The organism is Tessaracoccus massiliensis, from assembly GCF_000826065.2.
Classification (GTDB): domain Bacteria; phylum Actinomycetota; class Actinomycetes; order Propionibacteriales; family Propionibacteriaceae; genus Arachnia; species Arachnia massiliensis_A.
Genome location: NZ_LN623542.1, coordinates 105,270 through 124,436 on the forward strand (window position 1 = coordinate 105,270; position 19,167 = coordinate 124,436).

The 19,167-nt window shown below is 67.2% G+C and carries 14 protein-coding genes and 1 tRNA gene; 11 read left to right on the forward strand and 4 right to left on the reverse strand.

Going from position 1 to position 19,167, the window contains the following annotated elements; genetic code table 11:
• The first annotated feature begins 171 nt into the window (after positions 1-171).
• The 3 genes from BN1186_RS07590 (at position 172) to BN1186_RS16005 (ending at position 3,430) form a co-directional block, all read left to right on the forward strand.
• Positions 172-1,710 (forward strand): SDR family oxidoreductase, encoded by a 1,539-nt coding sequence (locus tag BN1186_RS07590; RefSeq protein WP_052460042.1) that lies wholly within the window; start codon positions 172-174, stop codon positions 1,708-1,710.
• 508 nt (positions 1,711-2,218) lie between these two features.
• Positions 2,219-2,794 (forward strand): hypothetical protein, encoded by a 576-nt coding sequence (locus BN1186_RS07595; protein ID WP_040283503.1) that lies wholly within the window; start codon positions 2,219-2,221, stop codon positions 2,792-2,794.
• A 15-nt stretch (positions 2,795-2,809) separates the two neighbouring features.
• Positions 2,810-3,430 (forward strand): type II toxin-antitoxin system PemK/MazF family toxin, encoded by a 621-nt coding sequence (locus BN1186_RS16005; protein WP_040283504.1) that lies wholly within the window; start codon positions 2,810-2,812, stop codon positions 3,428-3,430.
• 221 nt (positions 3,431-3,651) lie between these two features.
• Here BN1186_RS16005 and BN1186_RS07605 read toward each other — a convergent pair whose 3' ends face one another.
• Positions 3,652-4,353 carry an alpha/beta fold hydrolase gene (locus BN1186_RS07605; protein WP_040283505.1) on the reverse strand — a complete coding sequence of 234 codons (702 nt, stop codon included), beginning with the start codon at positions 4,351-4,353 and terminating at the stop codon, positions 3,652-3,654.
• A gap of 316 nt (positions 4,354-4,669) precedes the next feature.
• Here BN1186_RS07605 and BN1186_RS07610 point away from each other — a divergent pair, with 316 nt between their 5' ends.
• The 8 genes from BN1186_RS07610 (at position 4,670) to BN1186_RS07645 (ending at position 12,746) form a co-directional block, all read left to right on the forward strand.
• Positions 4,670-5,689 carry a methionine ABC transporter ATP-binding protein gene (locus BN1186_RS07610; RefSeq protein WP_074436973.1) on the forward strand — a complete coding sequence of 340 codons (1,020 nt, stop codon included), beginning with the start codon at positions 4,670-4,672 and terminating at the stop codon, positions 5,687-5,689.
• Positions 5,686-6,366 carry a methionine ABC transporter permease gene (locus BN1186_RS07615; RefSeq protein WP_040283506.1) on the forward strand — a complete coding sequence of 227 codons (681 nt, stop codon included), beginning with the start codon at positions 5,686-5,688 and terminating at the stop codon, positions 6,364-6,366. The genes BN1186_RS07610 and BN1186_RS07615 overlap by 4 nt, the downstream gene beginning before the upstream one ends.
• A 95-nt stretch (positions 6,367-6,461) precedes the next feature.
• Positions 6,462-7,298, forward strand: a complete 837-nt coding sequence (locus BN1186_RS07620) for a MetQ/NlpA family ABC transporter substrate-binding protein (RefSeq protein WP_040283507.1) — start codon at positions 6,462-6,464, stop codon at positions 7,296-7,298.
• Between the two features lie 152 nt (positions 7,299-7,450).
• The gene (locus BN1186_RS07625) at positions 7,451-8,539 is read left to right on the forward strand and encodes a polysaccharide deacetylase family protein (RefSeq protein ID WP_040283508.1); all 1,089 of its coding nucleotides are present in this window, start codon (positions 7,451-7,453) and stop codon (positions 8,537-8,539) included.
• Positions 8,540-8,647: 108 nt separating this feature from the next.
• A complete protein-coding gene (locus tag BN1186_RS07630; RefSeq protein ID WP_180349039.1) occupies positions 8,648-9,319 on the forward strand; it encodes an HAD family hydrolase in 672 nt (223 codons plus the stop codon).
• A 481-nt stretch (positions 9,320-9,800) separates the two neighbouring features.
• Positions 9,801-11,116, forward strand: a protein-coding gene (locus BN1186_RS07635; protein ID WP_246043268.1) for an IS3 family transposase whose coding sequence is annotated in 2 segments (ribosomal slippage) — positions 9,801-10,095 and positions 10,095-11,116 — 1,317 coding nt in all. Because the reading frame shifts where the segments join, the coding sequence is not laid out codon by codon here.
• Between the two features lie 148 nt (positions 11,117-11,264).
• Positions 11,265-11,543 carry a hypothetical protein gene (locus BN1186_RS07640; RefSeq protein ID WP_246043269.1) on the forward strand — a complete coding sequence of 93 codons (279 nt, stop codon included), beginning with the start codon at positions 11,265-11,267 and terminating at the stop codon, positions 11,541-11,543.
• 207 nt (positions 11,544-11,750) lie between these two features.
• Positions 11,751-12,746, forward strand: coding sequence for a DUF368 domain-containing protein (locus tag BN1186_RS07645; protein WP_082031168.1), 996 nt, complete (start codon positions 11,751-11,753; stop codon positions 12,744-12,746).
• Between the two features lie 74 nt (positions 12,747-12,820).
• On the opposite strand, the gene BN1186_RS07650 is transcribed toward BN1186_RS07645, so the two are convergent.
• The 3 genes from BN1186_RS07650 to BN1186_RS07660 all read right to left on the reverse strand — a co-directional run bounded on the left by BN1186_RS07650 (position 12,821) and on the right by BN1186_RS07660 (position 19,126).
• Positions 12,821-18,127, reverse strand: coding sequence for an endo-alpha-N-acetylgalactosaminidase family protein (locus BN1186_RS07650; RefSeq protein ID WP_052459929.1), 5,307 nt, complete (start codon positions 18,125-18,127; stop codon positions 12,821-12,823).
• 282 nt (positions 18,128-18,409) lie between these two features.
• Positions 18,410-18,781, reverse strand: a complete 372-nt coding sequence (locus tag BN1186_RS07655) for a hypothetical protein (protein WP_139650949.1) — start codon at positions 18,779-18,781, stop codon at positions 18,410-18,412.
• A gap of 274 nt (positions 18,782-19,055) precedes the next feature.
• A tRNA-Gly gene (locus tag BN1186_RS07660) sits at positions 19,056-19,126 on the reverse strand.
• Between the last annotated feature and the right edge of the window lie 41 nt (positions 19,127-19,167).

Here is a 19,167-nt window from a genome sequence, read left to right on the forward strand (position 1 = left end):
TGGGCGGCTAACCCCAGCTGTCACCCAACCGTGCACCAGTCCCGATATCGTGGATGACATTGACGCGTGAGCGCTTCCTGTCCTCGCCCTCGATCGTCACCCGGCGAGCGCCGAGAAGGTCGGCGTGACGTGCCGCGCCTAGATCCAGCCCGCATGCTCTACAGTGGGCCCATGAACGCGCCCTCGCCCCTGCTCGGCCTCTCCGCGCCCGCCGGCGCAGGCCGGTCCGTCCTGGTCACCGGGGCCACCGGTTATGTGGGTGGAAGGCTGATACCAGAACTGTTGGCCGCCGGCTTCGAGGTCCGGGCAGGTGCCCGTAAGCCTGAGGTCCTTTGTGACCGACCGTGGGCTGATCAGGTGGACCTGGTGCGCTGCGACCTCAGTGAACCAGACGAGGTGCGTGCTGCAATGGACGGGGTCCACACGGTGCTGTACCTGGTGCACTCCATGGGCAGCGGTGGAGACTTCGTGGAGCGCGAGCAGGGCATCGCCGACGTCGTCGCCGTGGCTGCGGAGCAGGAAGGCGTGCAACAGCTGGTGTACCTCTCCGGGCTTCACCCTGATCGGCCCGTCAACGAACTGTCGGACCACATGCGATCACGTGAACTGGTCGCACGCCGTCTGGACGCCTGCTCGGTGCCCACCCTCACCTTCGAGGCAGGCGTGGTGATCGGTACCGGGTCGATCTCCTTCGAGATGATCAGGCACCTGGCCGAGCGGCTCCCCGTGATGCCTGGCCCGAAGTGGCTGGCCAACCGGGTGGAGCCCATCGCGATCCGCGACGTCCTGTACTACCTCTTGCACGCGTGCGCGCTGGAGGAGCCGGTGCAGGCACGTGCCCAGATCGGCTGCGGTAGTGCCCAGACCTTCGCCTCCATGCTCACCGACTTCGCCGCGGAGGCCGGGCTGGCTAGGCGCTGGGTGCTGCCCCTGCCCCTGCCTGCCCAGAGGCTGTCCGGGATGTGGATCGGGCTGGTCACGCCGATCCCGATGGGTATCGCCGTCCAGTTGGCCGCCTCGCTCGCGGAGGACGCGGTCACCGACGACCATGAGGTGGCGCGGCTGATCCCGGACCCGCCCGGCGGCCTCACCTCTTACCGGGCGGCCGTCCGGCAGGCCCTCGCCCGACAGGCCGAAGGGCCACTGGAGGTGACGTGGGACGCGGACCTGACGGCCTCGGCCGAACCCGCCGACCCGATTCCTGCGGACCCGGACTGGGCGGGACAGACGGTCTACACGGACACGCGGGAGAAGAACTCGACGCTGCCCCCCGCCGCGGTGTGGTCCGTGATCGAATCGATCGGCGGGCAGAACGGCTGGTACTCCACTCCAGGCCTGTGGAGGGTCCGCGGCTGGGTTGACAAGCTCTTGGGCGGGCCGGGCCTGACCCGCGGTCGCCGCGATCCGCGCACCCTGCGTGTGGGTGATCCGGTGGACTGGTGGCGCGTGGAGTCAATGGAGCGGGGGCGCAGCCTCACCCTTCGTGCCGAGATGCGGGCCGGCGGACGGGCCTGGTTGCAGTTGAAGGTGGAGGGCACCCCTGAGGGATGCGTCTACCGGCAGCGGGCGGTATTCATGCCCTCGGGCATCCTGGGCCGCGCGTACTGGACGACGATCCTCCCCTTCCACGCCGTGGTGTTCCCGTCCATGGCCTCGAACATCCTCGAAGAAGCCGGGCGACGGGTGGACTGCGCCACCGTGCCGGACTGATCTGACGGCCCGCGCTGACGGGCTGAACCAGGGGGCTGACCGGGTCAGCTCCACCACTGCTGGCTGATCGAGGTGGAGACAAGGCTGGCAACCACGTCGACGCCGGTGATGATCCAGGTCAGGACCTTGTGCTTGTCGTAGGTTTCCAGCGGTCCGCTGCTCGCTCTCCTTCCCGCCGACGGTGAGCAGGAGCAGCAGGTCGACCAGGTACCAGACGCCCAGGCCTCCCGGGGTCAACAGCTTGACGATCCCGTGTCGGCCAGGGAAACAGTGGCGTGGATCGTCGCGTGCAGTTCGGTCACCGGTGGATCTTCTTCTTCGGCGCGGCATGGCCCTGCGCCGCGCGACTCTCTGCAGAGCGCCTCAACCTCTCCACGCCCGACATGCTCACCTGAGCGGGGGGAAGCCTTCCTCGAGTACTTCCCGACCGGGTGGCCGCACCTGGTGGCGGGCGAGGTGGTTCGCCGGACCGTCTCGTGCACGGGCGGCGGAGGTAGGCTTGGGCCCGATGTCTGAACCCAAGCAGATCGCGACCCTCCCTCCCATCGAGGAACTGCGCGACGACGTGCCGCGCAGCCCGCGCACCGGCGAGCCGCGCCGCCCCGTCGTGCTGGGCGTCGCGTCGACTCTGATGTACCTGGCGGTGATCGGCGCCGGCGTGGTCTACGGGCTGCACTGGTGGCTCGCGGCAGACATGGATCGCTACGCCTCCTCCGCGCACCTCGTCGAATGGCTGGCGCCCAAGCCGGGCACGTGGCAGTCGCTGCTGATCGAGGGCGGGCTCGCCGCGGCGGTGGCACTGGCCGTCGGCGCCGCAGGCGTCGCCGGTTTCCAGGCGTGGAACGGTTGGCGCTGGGCGCGTTGGGCGGGCCTCGTCGCCGCCGCGCTGATGGGCGGCTACCTGGCGATCACCCATTGGTGGGGCGCGTTTCCGCTGGCGCTCACCGTCGTGGGCGCGGCGCTGCTGTTCCTGCCGCCCGTGACCCGCTACTTCCGCGAGTGGGAGAAGGCCCGCAGCGAGCGGCCCACCCCGTACCGGCGCCCTGAGCGGATCTTCTACGGCCGCCTGCCCCGCTTCCGCTGACGTTAGACTCCAGGCATGGCCAATCCCCTGCTCGACGGTCTCTTCCGCGTGCTGCGCGACACCGCCTCACGCGCTCTACACCGGTCCCCCGTGCCCACCCGGAACGATCGCGACCTGGAGGAGCCACGGGCCCCCCGGACCCGCGCCCGGTTCAAGCCGAGCGCCAAGCCGAAGCCGTCGTCGAACCGGAAGGGGCCGCGGCAGAAGCAGCGTCGCCACACGCCCCAACCGACGTCGGGGTACCCCGGCGACTACACGCGCATGCCGGAGATCATCTACGACCCCCACCCCGACGGCCGGCCGGACCCCGGCGAGATCGTGTGGACGTGGGTGCCCTACGAGGAGGACTACTCGCAGGGCAAGGACCGGCCCGTGCTGCTGATCGGGCGCGACGGCGACAGGCTGCTGGGCCTGCAGGTCACCAGCCAGGACAACGACCGAGACGCCCACGAGGCCCACGCCGGCCGCTACTGGATGGACATCGGCGCCGGTGAGTGGGACGCCCAGCGTCGCCCCAGCGAGGTGCGCGTCAACCGCATCATCCGTATCGACCCCGACGCCGTGCGCCGCGTCGGCGCGATCCTGAGCGACCAGGTCTTCACCCGGGTCGCCCGTGAGGTCGCCAAGCACTACTGAGTCGTTGCTTGAGCCCGCGACGTTGGTTGAGCCCGCGAGTTCTACGAGCGGTGTCGAAACCCCCGACGCAGGTTGAGCCCGCGAGTCTCACGAGCGGTGTCGAAACCCCCGACGCAGGTTGAGCCCGCGAGTCTCACGAGCGGTGTCGAAACCCGGTGAGTTTGCAAGCAGCCTGCTGTGAAGCTCACCGGGTTTCGACACTGCTCGCTGCGCTCGCAGGCTCAACCAGCGGTGTCTGCCTCGATCAGCAGTCTCTCCAACGTCTCGGTGTACGGGTCGGGGTGGGTGAGGCTCACCATGTGCGTGCCGTAGCCCAACACAACGAGCCGCCCACGCTGGGCGGCGGCCGTGAAGCGACGCTCCTGCCCGCGGAACTGGTCAAGATGCCCGTTGAGGATGGTCACGGGTACCGGGATGCGGCGGAGGTCTGCCAGTAGGTCGAACTCGGCGACGGCGCGGACCCCCGCCGCGACCGCCTCCAGGCTCGCCCGGCCCTTCCGCAGATACGCATCTGCCCCGGCACGGCCGAGCACGCGGTACAGCGGCGCCTCACCGGCCCGGTCCACCAGGCTCACGGCGCGCCCGTAGAGCCGCGCGCTGCGCCGCCCGGGCTGCGTCGAGCATGCCGCGGCCACCAGGGAGCGCACTATCTCCGGATACAGCGACGCGGCGTGGATCGCCAGCATTCCACCCAGCGAGCAGCCCACCAGGTGCGCCGGCCCCGCCGTCGCCCCCTCCTCCAACGCGGCCCGGATGCTCTCGACGGCCGCCTCGCCCGTGAACGCCTCGTCGCGACGTGAGCCGTGGCCGGGGAGATCCGGCGCGATGCACGTCCACCCGCGGGCGCTGAGCCGCTCAACCTGCGGGTCCCACATGCTCGACGATGTGCGCAGCCCGTGTACCAACACCACCGTCCCACTCATAGGCCCAGTCTAGGAGCGCCCCGCTGGCCGAGTTCTCGGCGAGCAGCCTCACCCACCCGACGCTGGTTGAGCCCGCGAATCTGGTTGAGCCCGCGACGCTGGCTGAGCCCGCGAGTTTCACGAGCGGTGTCGAAACCCGGTGAGTTTGCAGTCAAGGTTGATGGGAAGCTCACCGGGTTTCGACACGCGCTGGCTCCCTCGTCGCAGAGCGCGACTCAACCAGCGTTTTGCGCCGACGGTGAACACCGGGCGGGCGGATTCGATCAGCCCACCACCCCAGTGGTTGAATGACAGCGGAAACAGGAGACACATTGCCATGATCACCGTCACAGACCTGCGGAAGGTCTACCACCAGGGGACACGCGAGGTGCGGGCCCTCGACGGCGTCTCCCTCACCGTGCCCGCCGGGTCAATCCACGGCGTCATCGGGCACTCCGGCGCCGGCAAGTCCACCCTCGTGCGCTGCCTCACCATGCTGGACCGCCCATCGTCCGGCACGGTCGAGATCAACGGCGTCGACCTCACCGCCGCCCGCGCCGACGCGCTGCGCACTGCCCGCCGTCGGATCGGGCTCGTCTTCCAGCAGGCCAACCTGTTCGACTCGCGCACCATCGAGGACAACGTCGCCTACCCCCTCGAGCTCACAGGCATGGGCCGCAATCAGCGCCGCGCGAAGGCGCAGGAACTGCTCGGCTTCGTCGGGCTGCGCGATTCCGGCAAGGCCTATCCCGCCCAGCTCTCCGGCGGCATGCGGCAGCGCGTGGGCATCGCGCGCGCCCTCGCGACGGACCCGGACGTCCTCCTCTTCGACGAGCCCACCTCGGCGCTCGACCCCCGCACCACCGACGAGATCCTCGACCTCATCGTGTCGCTGCGCGACCGCGCCCCAGCGGAGCTCGCCGTCCTGGTCATCACCCACGAGATGCACGTCGTGAAGAAGATCTGCGACTCCGTCTCCCTCCTCGAGGCGGGCCGCATCGTCGAATCCGGGCCACTGACAGACGTCGTCAAACGGCTCGACGGCCGCCTCAGCCAGGCCCTCCTCGGCATCCCGGAACATGCCCACGTCGACGCCGCCGACGCCACGCTGGTCGACGTGTTGGCCAGCGGGGAACGCGCGGCCATGCCGATGATCGCGCACGCCTCCAACGCCGTCGGAGCCGAGTTGGCCATCCTCGCCGGCTCTGTCGAGCAGCTGGCCGGTACCACCTTCTCCCACCTGCGCCTGGCGGTGCCGCACGGAACGGACCCCCGTCGCGTCGTCGCCGAACTCACGGCTCTCGGGGCTGACGCCCGGGTCACCGCCGACATCACCCCCGGGGAGGCGGTGGCATGATCCTCCTCGATACCTGGTTCAACAATCCCGCGTTGAAGGTCGCCCTGTGGCCCGCCTTCGTGGAGACCCTCCAGATGGTGGGCATCGCGAGTATCGCCACGGTGCTGATCGGGTTGCCACTGGGCGTGATCCTCTACGTCACGCAACCCGGCGGCCTCAGCGAGAACCGGCCGGTCAATCTCGCGCTGTCGGCCGTGGTGGTCAACATCACCCGATCCATCCCCTACGCGATCCTGATGGTGCTGCTGATCCCTTTCACCCGCTGGATCGTGGGCACCGCCATCGGCCCCATCGCCGCCTCGGTCTCCCTGTCGATCGCCGCGATCCCCTTCTTCGCCCGCCTCGTGGAGACGGCGCTGCGCGACGTTCACCCGGGCAAGCTCGATGCCGCCCACGCCATGGGCTCCACCAAGATGCAGTCGGTCACGAAGGTGCTGCTCCCCGAGGCGATGCCCGCTCTGGTGGCGTCGTTGACCACGACGGTGGTCACCATCATCGGCTACTCCGCCATGGCTGGTCTCATCGGAGGCGGCGGCTTGGGCCGGCTCGCGTACAACTACGGCTACAACCACTACCAGGTCGATGTGATGATCATCACCGTCGTCATCCTGGTTGTGCTCGTCCAACTGATCCAGATGCTGGGCGACTACCTCACCAAGAAGGTCGACCACCGCTGACCTCCCCCAGAACTCCCGCCGTCGGGCGGGCGGCCCGTGGGCCACACCCAGAAGATGGCCGACTTGTTGTCGGCCCAGAGCAAAGGAGAAACCCTATGCGAAAGATTCTCACCACCGTCGCTGCCTCGTTGGCAGCCGCCATGGCCCTGACGGCCTGCGGTTCCGATGCCACCGAGCCCGGCACCGCCACCACCCTCGACCCCGCCAACCCCACCAAGGTCACCGTCGGCGCCAGCGCCGTCCCCCACGGCAAGATCCTCGAGTTCGTCCAGGCGAATCTGGCCGCAGACGCCGGCATCGACCTGGAGATCCGCATCTTCGAGGATTACGTGCTGCCCAACGAAGCGCTGTCCTCCGGTGAACTTGACGCGAACTTCTTCCAGCACGTGCCCTATTTCGACAACCAGGTGGAGGAGAAGGGCTTCGAGTTCGAACACGGCGAGGGCGTGCACATCGAGCCCTTCGCGCTGTTCTCGAACAAGCACACCTCCCCCGAGCAGGTTCCCGATGGCGGGCTGATCGTCATCACCAACGATCCGTCCAACCAGTACCGCGGGCTGAAGCTGCTTGAGGAGGCGGGCCTGCTGCAGGACATCACCGAGGACACCCTCGCGCTGACCATCACCGATGAGCAGAACCCCAAGGGGCTGAAGTTCGAGGAGTCGCAGCCGGAGATCGTCGTGCAACAGCTGGACGACCCGAAGGCGGACGCCGCGCTGATCAACGGCAACTTCATCCTCAACGCCGGTCTCAAGGCCGACGACGCCATAGCCATCGAGGCCGTGGAGGGCAACCCCTACGCCAACATCGTGGCCTGGCGGAAGGACAACACCAACCCTGGTGTCGAGAAGCTCGACGAGCTCCTGCACTCAGACGAGGTGGCCGAGTTCATCAAGCAGGAATGGCCCTCCGGAGACGTGATCCCCGGCTGACAAGCCACGCGGTGCACGACCGCGTGGCCCCGTCGTCGTACCTCTACCCCACAAGGTGAGACCTGGGTCCCCTACGGCGTCGCCCGGCTGAGGTGTAAGTTCGCAATCGACCCGGGCGCTGGGCCCGAGCCGCGCACACGTAGGGAACTGACATGCGGCACCTCACCCGCTTTATCACCATCATCCTGACCGCGCTACTGGCCGCCACCGGCGCGGTCCTGGCGCCACCGGCCACCGCCCAGGTCGACGTCTACACCACCCCCGGCGAGCACGTCAGCGGCGGCCGCGAGTGGCGCACCTGGTGCGAGCCGTACTCGCAGACCGCCCGCTGCACCACGCAACTGAAGGTGGCCGGCGTCTGGACGTTCAACAACCTCACCTACCTGCCGTCACCGAGGTCGCTGTGGGGCAAGAACCCCCTGGCCACGCCTGGCGACCACAGCGTGAAGGGCCGCACCTGGCGCACCGAGTGCAACACCGCCCGCACCGGCCGCAACGGCTGCCGCTCCTACCTGTGGGACGGGCACACGTTCGTGTTCAACAACCTGGTGCAGTTCGGGGCGCTGCGTTCCGATCTGGGCTCGCTGTACACGTACCGCCCGCCGGCGCCGAAACCGCCCGCGCCGCCGGCGCCGCCGTCGGGGAAGTACAGCATCTCCCGCGGCCCCAACTCGAGCAACCGGGTGATCCTGACCTACGACGACTGCCCGAAGTCGCTGAGTGCGTTCAAGGAGACGGTGCGCGCCGCCGAGAAGCTGGGCGTCTCGATCGCGATGTTCCCCACGGGCAACTGCCTGAAGTCCGGCCGCTTCGACGCCGATTACGCCCGGGCGCACGGGCACTACGTGTTCAACCACTCGATCACTCACCCGGACCTGACGAAGGTCTCCTACGAGAAGGCCGTCCGCGAGCTGGGCGCCCCCGGGGTGGTGACCACGTACGGTCGCCCGCCGTACGGCGCATACAACGCGAGCGTGAAGAAGGCCTACGCCGCCGTCGGGATGAAGGTGTGGACGTGGAATCTCGACACGTTCGACTACCGCGGCAAGTCCAGCAGCGAGCTGGTCTCCCACGTGGTGAAGAACGCCGGCGCGGGCGACAGCGTGCTGATGCACATGCAGTGGCACGGCTTCAACGGCGCCACCATCAGGGCGATGCGCGACGGGCTCAAGGCCAAGGGGATCGGGATGTGCGTCAACCGCGGCCCAGTCGCCGCCAGGCCCGCCGCCCTCAACTGCTGATGCCGTGAGCAATTGGATAGGGTCACGGGCGCGACACGCCGACGTAACACCGTTTCGCGGTGATGACCCCATCCAATTGCTCACGGGCGGGCGGATATGGTGGAGGCCATGACCCGCACGGTTCTCTTCGACCTCGACGGCACCCTCACCGATACCGTCCCGCTCATCGCCGAACACCTCTCCGGCGCCTTGGTGAGCAACGGCATCGACTGCACCCCACAGGCTGTCTACCCACTGATCGGGCGTCCGCTCGACGTCGCGATGGGCGAGCTGCACCAGTTCGGCGACGACCACGACACCTTGGCGCGGGTCGTCGACGAGTACCTCGAGAACCTCCTCCGCGCCGTGGACGAGGCCGGTGACACGCTGCTGCTGCCGGGCGTCCACGACATGTTGGAGCGGCTGCGCGCCGAAGGATTCCGGGTGGGCGTGGTCACCGCGAAGGGCGCCGAGTCCGCCGTGCAACTGATGTCGGTCACCGGGCTCAATCCCTTCGTGGAGGCGCTGGTCACCAACAGCGACGTGGAGCGCGGCAAGCCGTTTCCCGACGCGGCTCTGCTGGGGTTGGAGCGACTCGGCGTCGCGGCCGAGGGCGCCTGGTACGTCGGCGACGCCACCAGCGACATCGAGATGGCGATCGCCGCGGGCATGCGCCCCATGGGGATCACCACCGGCGCCGCCACCCGCGAGGCGCTGCTCGAAGCCGGCGCCGAGGTGGTCGTGGATTCTGCCGCGGAGGCCGCAGAGTTCCTGCTTGAACAGGAGCAGCCCGAGAATTAGCGGGAGGATTTTGTCTCATCACTCCCATATCCGGGCACGCCTCGATATTCTCCCCGCAAATCTCACAGAGGCGCTGGTGGCAGCAGGTGTCTGCCGGTGCGGAGGATGCGGAGCATAACCTCTGTCGTGTCCTCCCAAGTGTAGTGGATCTGGCCAAAGCCGAGCCCCACGGGCGTGTAACCGAGGCCCCGCGCATTCGAGAAACGGGCGTAGTCGTCTTCACGGTAGGGGTGGAACTCCGCGCTGTCGCACTCCGTGATCAGCGATCTGCCTACGAGGTGATCGACCCGGCCCACGCCAGGGATGGTCACTTGGGACTGCACTGGGAACCTGTGTTGCTGCAGCCAGAGCCGCACCTTCGTCTCCGAGCCTGATTCGTCCCTCGGTCGAAAAACTTGAGCGTCCGTTGTTTGGTCGCTGGCGCCGAAGTGAATCGCCCCGGGTCTGGTGGAGGCTCACAAACCAGTGAAGGATGAGAGTCATGTCAGCACCGAGGAAGTACAGCGTCGAGCTCCAGCAGCGAGCGACGCGGATGGCGTTGGATGCGAGGAAGGATCCCGAGACGAGTCGTGGCGAGATCAAACGGGTCGCCGACCAGTTGGGGGTCCATCCCGAAGCGTTGCGGAACTGGGTCCGGCAGGCCGAGGTCGACGGCGGGACCCGTCCCGGGTTGAGCACGGATGACCAGGCCCGGATCACCGAACTGGAACGCGAGGTCCGCGAGCTGCGACGCGCGAACGAGATCCTGAAAACGAGCGCGGCTTTTTTCGCGGCCGCGGAGCTCGACCGCAAGATCAGGTAGCCACTCGGGAGGTGCCGGTCGCGGTGGTCGTGGACTACATCGACACCCACCGCGATCGGATCGTCGAGGACCGTGCACTCGGAGTCGAGCCGATCTGCCGCGTCCTGCGCGACGCTGGCGTGCAGATCGCTCCGAGCACCTACTACGCAGCCAAACAGCACACCCCTTCCACCCGCGCGCTCCGCGACCACGAACTGACGAAGGAGATCCGCACCGTGCACACCAAGAATCTGGGCGTCTACGGCGCACGGAAGGTCCACGCAGAGCTCGCCCGCACCGGCCATCAAGTGGCCCGCTGCACGATGGAGCGGCTGATGCGGGCCGAAGGACTACGCGGCATCCCACAGGCCAAGAGCACGTTCACCACCGGCTCCGACGGCGCGGAAACACCCCGACCTGAGGACCTAGTCGATCGACAGTTCGTCGCCGATGCACCGAACCAGCTCTGGGTGGCGGACCTGACCTACGTGCGCACGCATGCCGGCTGGGTCTACGTCGCGTTCGTCTTGGACGTGTTCTCCCGGCTCGTGCTGGGCTGGCAGGTCTCCACCTCACTGCGCACCGATGTGGCCCTCGACGCCCTCGACATGGCGCTGTGGGCACGCCGACGCAGCGGCGCCGATCTGACCGGTTTGGTCCACCACAGCGACCGCAGGGTCCAGTACCGAGCCATCCGCTACACCCAACCACTCGCCGACGCCGACGCCGTCGCGTCCGTCGGCAGCAAGGGCGACTCCTACGATAATGCGATGGCCGAGGCACTGAACTCGCTGTTCAAGGCCGAGTGCATCCGCAACCCCGCGATGCGACCCACAGGCGGCTGGAAGCACGTCGGCGACGTCGAGATCGCCGTGGCCGAGTACATCGACTGGTACAACCATCGCCGCCTCCACGGCGAACTCGGCCACGTCCCGCCCGTCGAGCTCGAAACCAATTACTGGAACCAACACCCCACCACCCACTACCTTGAGGACAAGGTCTTCACCCAGGCCTAAACCAACTAACCGAGTCTCCACCGATCCTGGGGCGATTCACTGGCGCTACCACGGGTTCATCACCAACAGTGACCTACCCATGATCGAGGCCGACCAACGTCACCGTGACCACGCGATCGTGGAGCAAGTCATCGCCGAGGTGAAAACCATGGCACTGAAGCATCTTCCCTCCGGGAAGTACTTCGCTAACACCGCATGGGTCGGCTACGCAGTCATCGCGTTCAACATCTCCCGCGCCGCAGCCCACGCAGCCCAGCGTCCCACCACCCGATGGCCCAGCCTGACCCGACACCTGATCACCATCCCCGCCCGGGTCACCCGATCCGCCAGACGCCTGCGGCTCCATTTACCGCCCCGATGGGCCTGGAAAACCGCCCTCGACCAACTCTGGACAGCCACCAGCCCACCACTACGCGGCACTCTCTGACCACCCAGCCCCCGCAGGGCCCAACCAAAGGAACCCAGTAGAAAAGCCGGGCAGACCGGCAGATACCCCACGCCCTGACCCCACACGAACACCCACCACCACCCACCCCTGGCCACAACCAGCCTCCAAGACCACCAACGGTGGATCCAGGCTCAGGGACCAGGCCCGTGGTTTACAGTTGAGCCGCCCTCAGAGAAAGCGGACAGTATGGCTCACACCCACCACGACGGCGACCCTGAGAACTCAGCGCTTCCCCAGAACCCATCACCGCCCCACCCCGGCGCCGACGACTCGCCCGTCCTGCAGCCCGACACCCCCGGCCGCTGGGTCTCCCGTCTGCTCAAAGGCATCGCCGTGGGCATCGGAGCGATCCTCCCCGGCCTCTCCGGCGGCGTACTCGCCGTGATCTTCAAGCTGTACGACCCGTTGATCCGCTTCCTCGCCAACCCCCGCCGCAACTTCCTGCGCAACGTGCTGTTCTTCATCCCCATCGGCATCGGCGTGGGGCTCGGCATTCTCGGCTTCGCCGTCATCGTCGAGGCGGCGTTCGGCACGTATGCCGCCCAGTTCGTCTGCCTGTTCATCGGCTTCGTCATCGGCACCTTCCCCTCGATCTACCATCAGGCGGGCAGACGGGGCCGCAGCCCTCAACACCTGGCCATCATGGCCGTCTCTGCCGCGGCGATCTTCGCGCTCATGTTGATCGGCGGGCGCTCCGGTGAACTGCTGCAGGTCGAGCCCAGCATCCCCGCATGGATGGGCTCCGGCGCGCTCATCGGCCTGGGCGTCATCGTGCCCGGCATGAGCCCCTCGAACTTCCTGATCTACTTCGGTCTCTACGACAAGATGGCCAGCGGCATCAAGGCCCTCGACCCGGGCACCATCATCCCTCTCGCAGTGGGCCTGATCCTGTGCGTCCTGCTGTTCGCCAAGGCCGCCGCCTGGGCGTTCGACCGTCACTACGCCGGCATGTACCACTTCATCCTCGGCATGGTGATCGGCTCCTCCGTGGCGATCTTCCCCACGGTGGTCTTGCCTGCCTTCACTCCCCAAGGCCTGGCCGACGCCGGGCTGAGCCTGCCTGCAGCCGTAGCGTTTGCGGCTGTGTTGCTCGTGGTGGGGATCATCGCGTCCTACCTGTTCAGCAAGGTTGAGGACCGCGTCTCGGACGAGCGCGAGGCGTTGACCGACGCGGCGGAGTAGGACTGGGCAGAGAGACGGCCCCGGAGCGGAAGCTCCGGGGCCGTCTTCTTGTCAGACGCTAGGCGCCTGGGGGATCATCGCCAGCTCGGGTCGCCGAACATCACGATGTTGTTGAACACCCACTCGTTGTACTGGCTGAACTCGTAGCCTCCAGCCGGCCGCGGAACGGCCTTGTACACGGTGACGTAGGCGTAGGAGCGGCAGCCGTCGCGGCCGGTCTCAGCCGTGCCACAGACGGTGCGCCACTGACGAGAATCGGTATCCGCAGTCCATTCACCAGTGTTCGCGAGGGGGTTGTCGCCCCACGCGGCCTTGGTCATGAACGGCAGGTACGTCAGGTTGTTGAACGCCCAACCCTGCTTGACCTGGAAACCTTCATCGGTCAGCAGCACCACAGTGGCCCAGATGTCCGTGCGACAACGCTCGGTCTGCGAGTAGGGCTCGCACACCGTGTTCCAGTCACGGCCGTTGAGATCCTTGTGGAGACCGGGCTTGGTGTACGGCGCGGTGCGCTCGAACTTCTTCGGCTCGGTCGGCTTGTCCGTCGGCGTGTCGGTGGGATCATCCGTCGGGTCATCCGTGGGCTCCTGGGTCGGCTCCTCAGTAGGCTCCTCGGTGGGCTCCTGCGTCGGCTCCTCGGTGGGCTCCTGCGTCGGCTCCTCGGTGGGCTCCTCCGTGGGATCAACCGTCGGCGCCGGCGACACGGTGAGGGCGAAGGTCGCCGTCGCAGCGTTGCCGGCCTCGTCGGTCACGGTCACCGTCACGTTGGACGTGCCGGCCGCCGTGGGCGTACCCGAGATCAGGCCGGTGTTCTCGTCGATCGACAGACCGGCAGGCAGGCCGGTCGCCGAGTAGGTCAGAGCCTCCGACACGTCGTCGGTGGCCTCAACCTGCAGCGAGAACTCCTCACCCACGGTGCCCGTCTGGGCGCCGATCGCGGTGATTTCCGGATCGACGGTGTCGCCCGGCACTTCATCAGAGGAGCACACGACGCGGGCCAGGGCCCAGTCGGCGTGGTCGTTGCCGTTGCCGTCGCCAGCATCGTTGGCGATGAGCCTCAACTGGTTGACACCGGTGATGTCGATGTCGATCTCGTAGGCCTCGCTGTTGTGACGCAGGATCGGCGTGCGGTACAGCTCCTCGCCGTCACCTTGGACGATGAAGATCACAGAGCCGCGGCCGGTCTGGATGTCATTGATGCCCACGGTCGCCTTGAACTGCTGGCACTCGCCCTCAAGGCCGAAGGTCACGTTCGCCGGAGCGTGCATGCCGATGCCCTTGAGGTAGGTCTCGCCATCGATCTTCAGCGGGGGTCCGTCGCCGGCACCCTGCTCGCCATTGCCGAGATCCCATTCGATGGGGCCCCAACCGTTGCTCGGCTGGCCGACGACACGGTCGCGCATATCGGAGAGGTAGATCTCGCCCTCAGGCAGCGGCTCCACGACGATGACGTTGTGCGTCCGCGTGATGGAGGATTCCGCGCCGTCGACGGTCACCGTGCCGGTGAACGTGAAGACGCTGTCCTGAGCGCCCTCAGGCACCGTGACGGTCCAGACCTGCGTCGAGGTCTCGCCGAAGGCGAGCTCGGTGGGACCAGCGGTGGCGACCGTAGCGGTCCAGCCCTCAGGCAGGTCCAGCTTGTGCGTCACGTCGGTGGCCTCGTCGCTGAGCGAGGTGATCGTCGTGGTGACGGTCATCTCGCGACCCGCCTGAGGCGTGCCCGAAACACTCATGGTGCCCTCGAGGCAGGCGTTCGTCTCCGCAGCACCGAGGTGCTCGACGCGGATGTCGTCGATCGTCATGTTGTGCTGGGTGTTGGCCCCAGCCAGCTTGTCGACGGCGATGAACGCGTTCGCGCCACAGGACGCGTCGAACTCCTGGCTCCAGGTGGCGGTCTCCCGCTGCTGGCCCAGCACGTCCGAGACGGCGTTGACGGTGCGCACACCGTCGTCGGTCACGACGTCGCTACCCAGGCGGATGCGGTACTGGTCCGCATACGTGGTCTGGTAGTCGAACGAGACGCGGTAACGCTGGCCGGCCTTGAATGGGATGGCACCAGGCGAGGTCTTGAGAACCTCACCGGTGTTCTCGTTGTTCAGCATCAACGACCAGTTACCGTGCAGCACGTTGTCGTTGTACTTCGCGCCCTCGGAGACGGTGTTGGTCTCATCGACGCCCCACCAGCCCTTCTGGGAGTACGGAGCGTGGAGACGTGCCAGCTGGGTGCGGGCATCGCCGCCGGCGTTGGTGCGGCCGGTGACGAACGGGAAGTAGCCCGTGTCGGTGTTCTCGTAATCCTCGAAGAAGATGGTCTCCTCCGTGGCCGCCGGATCCACCGAAGGCGTGAACTCGACGACGCGCAGGTCATCGACACGCACCAGTGCATCACCAGCGGGAGCCTTGACGGTGAAGTCGAACGCCGAGCCGTCGGTGGTGAAGGTGACACGCACACGCTGGTGGTTGAAGCGCAGCTTCTGGTCCGACGCCGTGGCGTTCATGACCGTGGAGGCCTGGATGGTGTTGGCCACCCCGCCGTCGACCGCCTCGGTGTAGCCGGCAGCGGTGATGCCGCTACCGGTGGCCTCGACGGTGACCGGACGCGTCTTGCCCGGTTCGATCTCAACCCACGCCCAGGCGGAGTACGTGCCAGCGGGCAGCGTCAGGCGCTGCGAGATGCTGGACTCGCCGGGGCCGAAGTTGGCCTCGTAGTTGCGGCGTTCGTTGTACTCGACCGTCACGTCGCCCTGCACGTCGTAATCGGCTGTGGTACCGGAGAAGAAGCCCGGATCGTTGATGCCGGAGCCCTCGCCCCACTGGGGGCTGACCGGTTCCGGAACCGCGGAGGTGGGGTAGAGGACGTAGGCGGTGTTCTTCTGGGCATCGATGGTGACCGAGCCGTCGGTGACGGCGATCTCGCCCACCTCGACGCGACCGGTGTCGGTCAGCTCGAAGAGGGTGAGGGAGGCCTGCTGCTTCCAGGCATCGCCGAGCTCCCAGACGGAGGTGCCACCGGCGCCGTTGTAGTGGTAGAGGCGATCCTCGCCGCCGTCGGTCCAGGGAAGGAGGTACTTACCCTGATCGTACACCGTGGCGCCGTCGAACTCGATGGTGCGGTTGGTGGGCACCGTGGTGCCTGCGATCGACTCGAGCGGGGAGGTGGCCACCGTGCCGTTGGCGAAGGTGATCTTGCCGGTCTCCCACTTCACGATGTTCGACTGTTGCAGGAACGTGGTGGGCAGGTTGCGCTGCCAGATGTTGGCGATGAACTTGTTGTAGTCCACCTTGCCGGCCCAACCCTCGAAGTCCTGGACGTTGGTGTTGCCCAGCACGGGGTGGGGGTTCCAGGCGTCCTTCAGGTCGTTGTAGATGAACCGCATGACGTTGGAGTTGAGGCCCTTGTTGGTGGCACCACCGTAGGGCTCGTCCTGCGACCAGTGCGACCAGGTGAGCTGGTTCGGGAAGCGATCGGACCATTCGGACGACAGTTCCCAACCCTGCTCAGCCAGTTCGCCGGCGAAGCGCTCCATCTCCCAGCCGTACGGGTAGTAGACGTCCACATAGAGCCAGTCGAGGTTGCGCGGCTTCTCGTCGTAGAAGTCCTGGAAACGCTTCAGCACCTCACCGGTGGCCAGATCCTTCGGGCCGTCGATGTAGTAGGACTGGTTCATCCAGCCCCACGCCTTGCGCGGCGGCATGTAGAGGAGATCCTCGGAGAAGCTCTTCGCCTCGGAGTAGGACTCGGTGGCGTTGACGTGCACGCCGAAGCTGGAGTTGTACTTGTCGCCGCCAACCTCAGTGAGGGTCTTCAGATCTTCGAAGCCGCCGGCGCGCTCGTTGTAGTGCCCGGCGTAATCCGGGTGCGCGGCGTCGTGGCCTTCAGACTGGTAGCCCTTGAGCAGCACGCGCTGACCCAGGTTGTCGGTGGCCAGCGAGATGCGCTTGGTGTCGTCCAGCGTGCGCAGGAACGGGTGCGTCGCCTGGGACACGATGTTGAACGGGATGCGGGAGACGACCTGGTTCTTGACGTTCTCCGAGCCGATGGCGGTGGGCATGATCTCGCGGTGCGCGAGAGCGGCGTCCTGCCAGTCGACGACGGCGTCATCGTTGCGGTCACGCGTGAGTTTCACGGTGACCTGGGGATCGTTCTCGCGGCCGATGTTGCCCTCGGCGTCAGCGTGCTCCTCGACGGACTCGGCCAGCCACACCCAGGTGCCGGAGTAGGCGGCGCCGTGCTTGACGCCGTCCACCTCGGTGATCTGGCGCTGCAGGCGGTTGTTACCGGTGGCGACGCGGCCGGAGGTGGTCTGCGGGCCGCGGTTGTCTTCCGTGGCGTTCGACTCGAGCGTGGCGGCCAGCGTGTCGTCGTTGGCCATCAGCAGCCAGGAGCCGTTGATGCCGCCGGCGGCCGTGGTGGCCAGGGGCTCGAAGCGGTCACCGCTGGTCTGGCGGTTGACGCCGATGAGGCCGGCGGTGAGCTGCGCGTCGTTGCCGGTGACGGTGACGAGGTTGTGGCCCGGGATGCGGACGCGGTTGACCGCGTTGTCCGGGTCCACGATGTTGGTCAGCGTCATCGTGAGGGCGTCTGCCTCCACGCTGAACACCGCGTCGAAGGACACACCTGCCAGGTTGGGGAAGGTCAGCGCATACGTGGCGGTGTTGCCGGCGACCACCGGATCCGCGACAGTGACGGGCTGCTCGGCCTCGTTGATGAGGATCGAGGTGAGCGGGGCGCCGAGACGGCCGGCCAGCTGGTCCCCACCGAGGCGGTAGTCGACCACCTGCGGGAAATCGGGGTGGAGGCGCACGCGCAGCTGATCGCTGGCGATCTCGACGGCGCCCTCAGGGATGGGGATGTCGCCCGGTTCGGGATCAACAGGCGGATCCGTCGGGTCGACGGTGGTCTCGGTGGCGATGTCCGCGTTGAACTCCGCAAGAGACGACGCCGAGCCCTCAGGCGAGATGGGGTTGGTACCCGCAGAGCCGCCCCACGCCGATTCGTAGGTCACCCGGACGCAGTTGGCCGACACGGGCGTGTCGAGCGTGATGGTGCGCACCTCTTCGCGGCTGGCCAGGTCACCAGGGAAGGAGCCGGTGGCGACCTCGGTGTAGGAGGCGGCAGCGCAATCTGCGCCGACAGCCGTCTCCAGCACGTACTCGTTGATGCGCCCGGAGCCGTTGGACGACAGGCGCGGACTCAGGTGCACGCGGCCCAGGTCTACTGCGGCGGCGCCGAGCTTGTAGGTGAGCATGTGCGGGAACGCGTCGAAACCGCCCTGCCACTTGCTGTGCCAGTAGGTGTTCGCGTCACCGTCGAGCGTCAGCGCGGCGGCGCCGTTGGTCCCCTCGCCTGTGGCTTCCACGGAACTCGCGGTGACCGACATGTCTGATTGTGGAATGGGTGTGTACTCGTAGGCCGCGTGGGCTGTGGTCTGTGGAAAGACCATCCCTCCCACGGCCAAGGCAACGGCGGCGGATACAGCAACCGCGCTGCGCAACTTCACTCTGGACATCTACGTCCCTTCGGGTCGATTTCGCCGGGGCACAGCCACAGTGCACCGGCACTTACTTCACGTGGGTTCGACTCTAGCGATCGCCCCTGACAATGTCCGCGAGGGGTAGCGATTAGCTCGTTCAAACCATCTGCAACCAGCCGAAACGCTCACTCACGCTGCGAGCGTCGCCGACCCCCGAGCCACTGGGGTTGGGAATGGACTGCGGCCCTGGCTCTGAGCATGGCGGCCCGAGGAACGAGGACCGCGACACGACGAAGGCGCCGTCGCCGTGGCCTCGTACACCGTCACGAACGCATACGAGCGGTAGCCATCACGACCAGTACGGGCAGTGTCACACTCGGTCATCCACTTGCGGCCGTTGGTCGACGCAGTCCACTCACCGTCATTCGCCAAGGGATTGGCACCCCAGGCCTCACGCGTCATCAACGGCAGGTAGGTGAGGTTGTTGAACGCCCAACCGTCCGTACGGACGAACTGGCCGAGGCCCGTATCGCCGTGCGCGACATGCTGCGCGAACTCCATGCAGGCAGCGCCTCACTCCCCCTCCCCGACCCCCGCACCACCGTCAAGCGCTGGGCCACCACGTATCGCCCGCCGGGCTCGCCGCACGTATGGGCGCCGCTGGCGTCTCCGACCGCGAAGCGCTGCCGCTGGCCGACGCGGTGACCGTGCTGCATGCCGCACTCCACCCCGAAGCGTGGCCTGAACTGCCGCCGCATGGCCGAGGCCGCAAACGTGACCCCGAGGCGGTCCCTGCACACAAACGCTTTGGCGTTCCGGCCCTAGTCAGCAAAAGAGCGGGCGACGGGAATCGAACCCGCGTGTTCAGCTTGGGAAGCTGACGCTCTACCATTGAGCTACGCCCGCGTGGAGAACAGATTAGCAGGCATCGCGACGCGGCCCCACCT

Bases quoted from the DNA above. Each gene is read 5' to 3' on its own strand.
- BN1186_RS07590 (WP_052460042.1), top strand. From the start codon at position 172: ATGAACGCGCCCTCGCCCCTGCTCGGCCTCTCCGCGCCCGCCGGCGCA.
- BN1186_RS07595 (WP_040283503.1), top strand. From the start codon at position 2,219: ATGTCTGAACCCAAGCAGATCGCGACCCTCCCTCCCATCGAGGAACTG.
- BN1186_RS16005 (WP_040283504.1), top strand. From the start codon at position 2,810: ATGGCCAATCCCCTGCTCGACGGTCTCTTCCGCGTGCTGCGCGACACC.
- BN1186_RS07605 (WP_040283505.1), bottom strand. From the start codon at position 4,353: ATGAGTGGGACGGTGGTGTTGGTACACGGGCTGCGCACATCGTCGAGC.
- BN1186_RS07610 (WP_074436973.1), top strand. From the start codon at position 4,670: ATGATCACCGTCACAGACCTGCGGAAGGTCTACCACCAGGGGACACGC.
- BN1186_RS07615 (WP_040283506.1), top strand. From the start codon at position 5,686: ATGATCCTCCTCGATACCTGGTTCAACAATCCCGCGTTGAAGGTCGCC.
- BN1186_RS07620 (WP_040283507.1), top strand. From the start codon at position 6,462: ATGCGAAAGATTCTCACCACCGTCGCTGCCTCGTTGGCAGCCGCCATG.
- BN1186_RS07625 (WP_040283508.1), top strand. From the start codon at position 7,451: ATGCGGCACCTCACCCGCTTTATCACCATCATCCTGACCGCGCTACTG.
- BN1186_RS07630 (WP_180349039.1), top strand. From the start codon at position 8,648: ATGACCCGCACGGTTCTCTTCGACCTCGACGGCACCCTCACCGATACC.
- BN1186_RS07640 (WP_246043269.1), top strand. From the start codon at position 11,265: ATGGCACTGAAGCATCTTCCCTCCGGGAAGTACTTCGCTAACACCGCA.
- BN1186_RS07645 (WP_082031168.1), top strand. From the start codon at position 11,751: ATGGCTCACACCCACCACGACGGCGACCCTGAGAACTCAGCGCTTCCC.
- BN1186_RS07650 (WP_052459929.1), bottom strand. From the start codon at position 18,127: ATGTCGGTCACCGCGAGTTCCGTGGAAGCCACAGGCGAGGGGACCAAC.
- BN1186_RS07655 (WP_139650949.1), bottom strand. From the start codon at position 18,781: ATGGAGTTCGCGCAGCATGTCGCGCACGGCGATACGGGCCTCGGCCAG.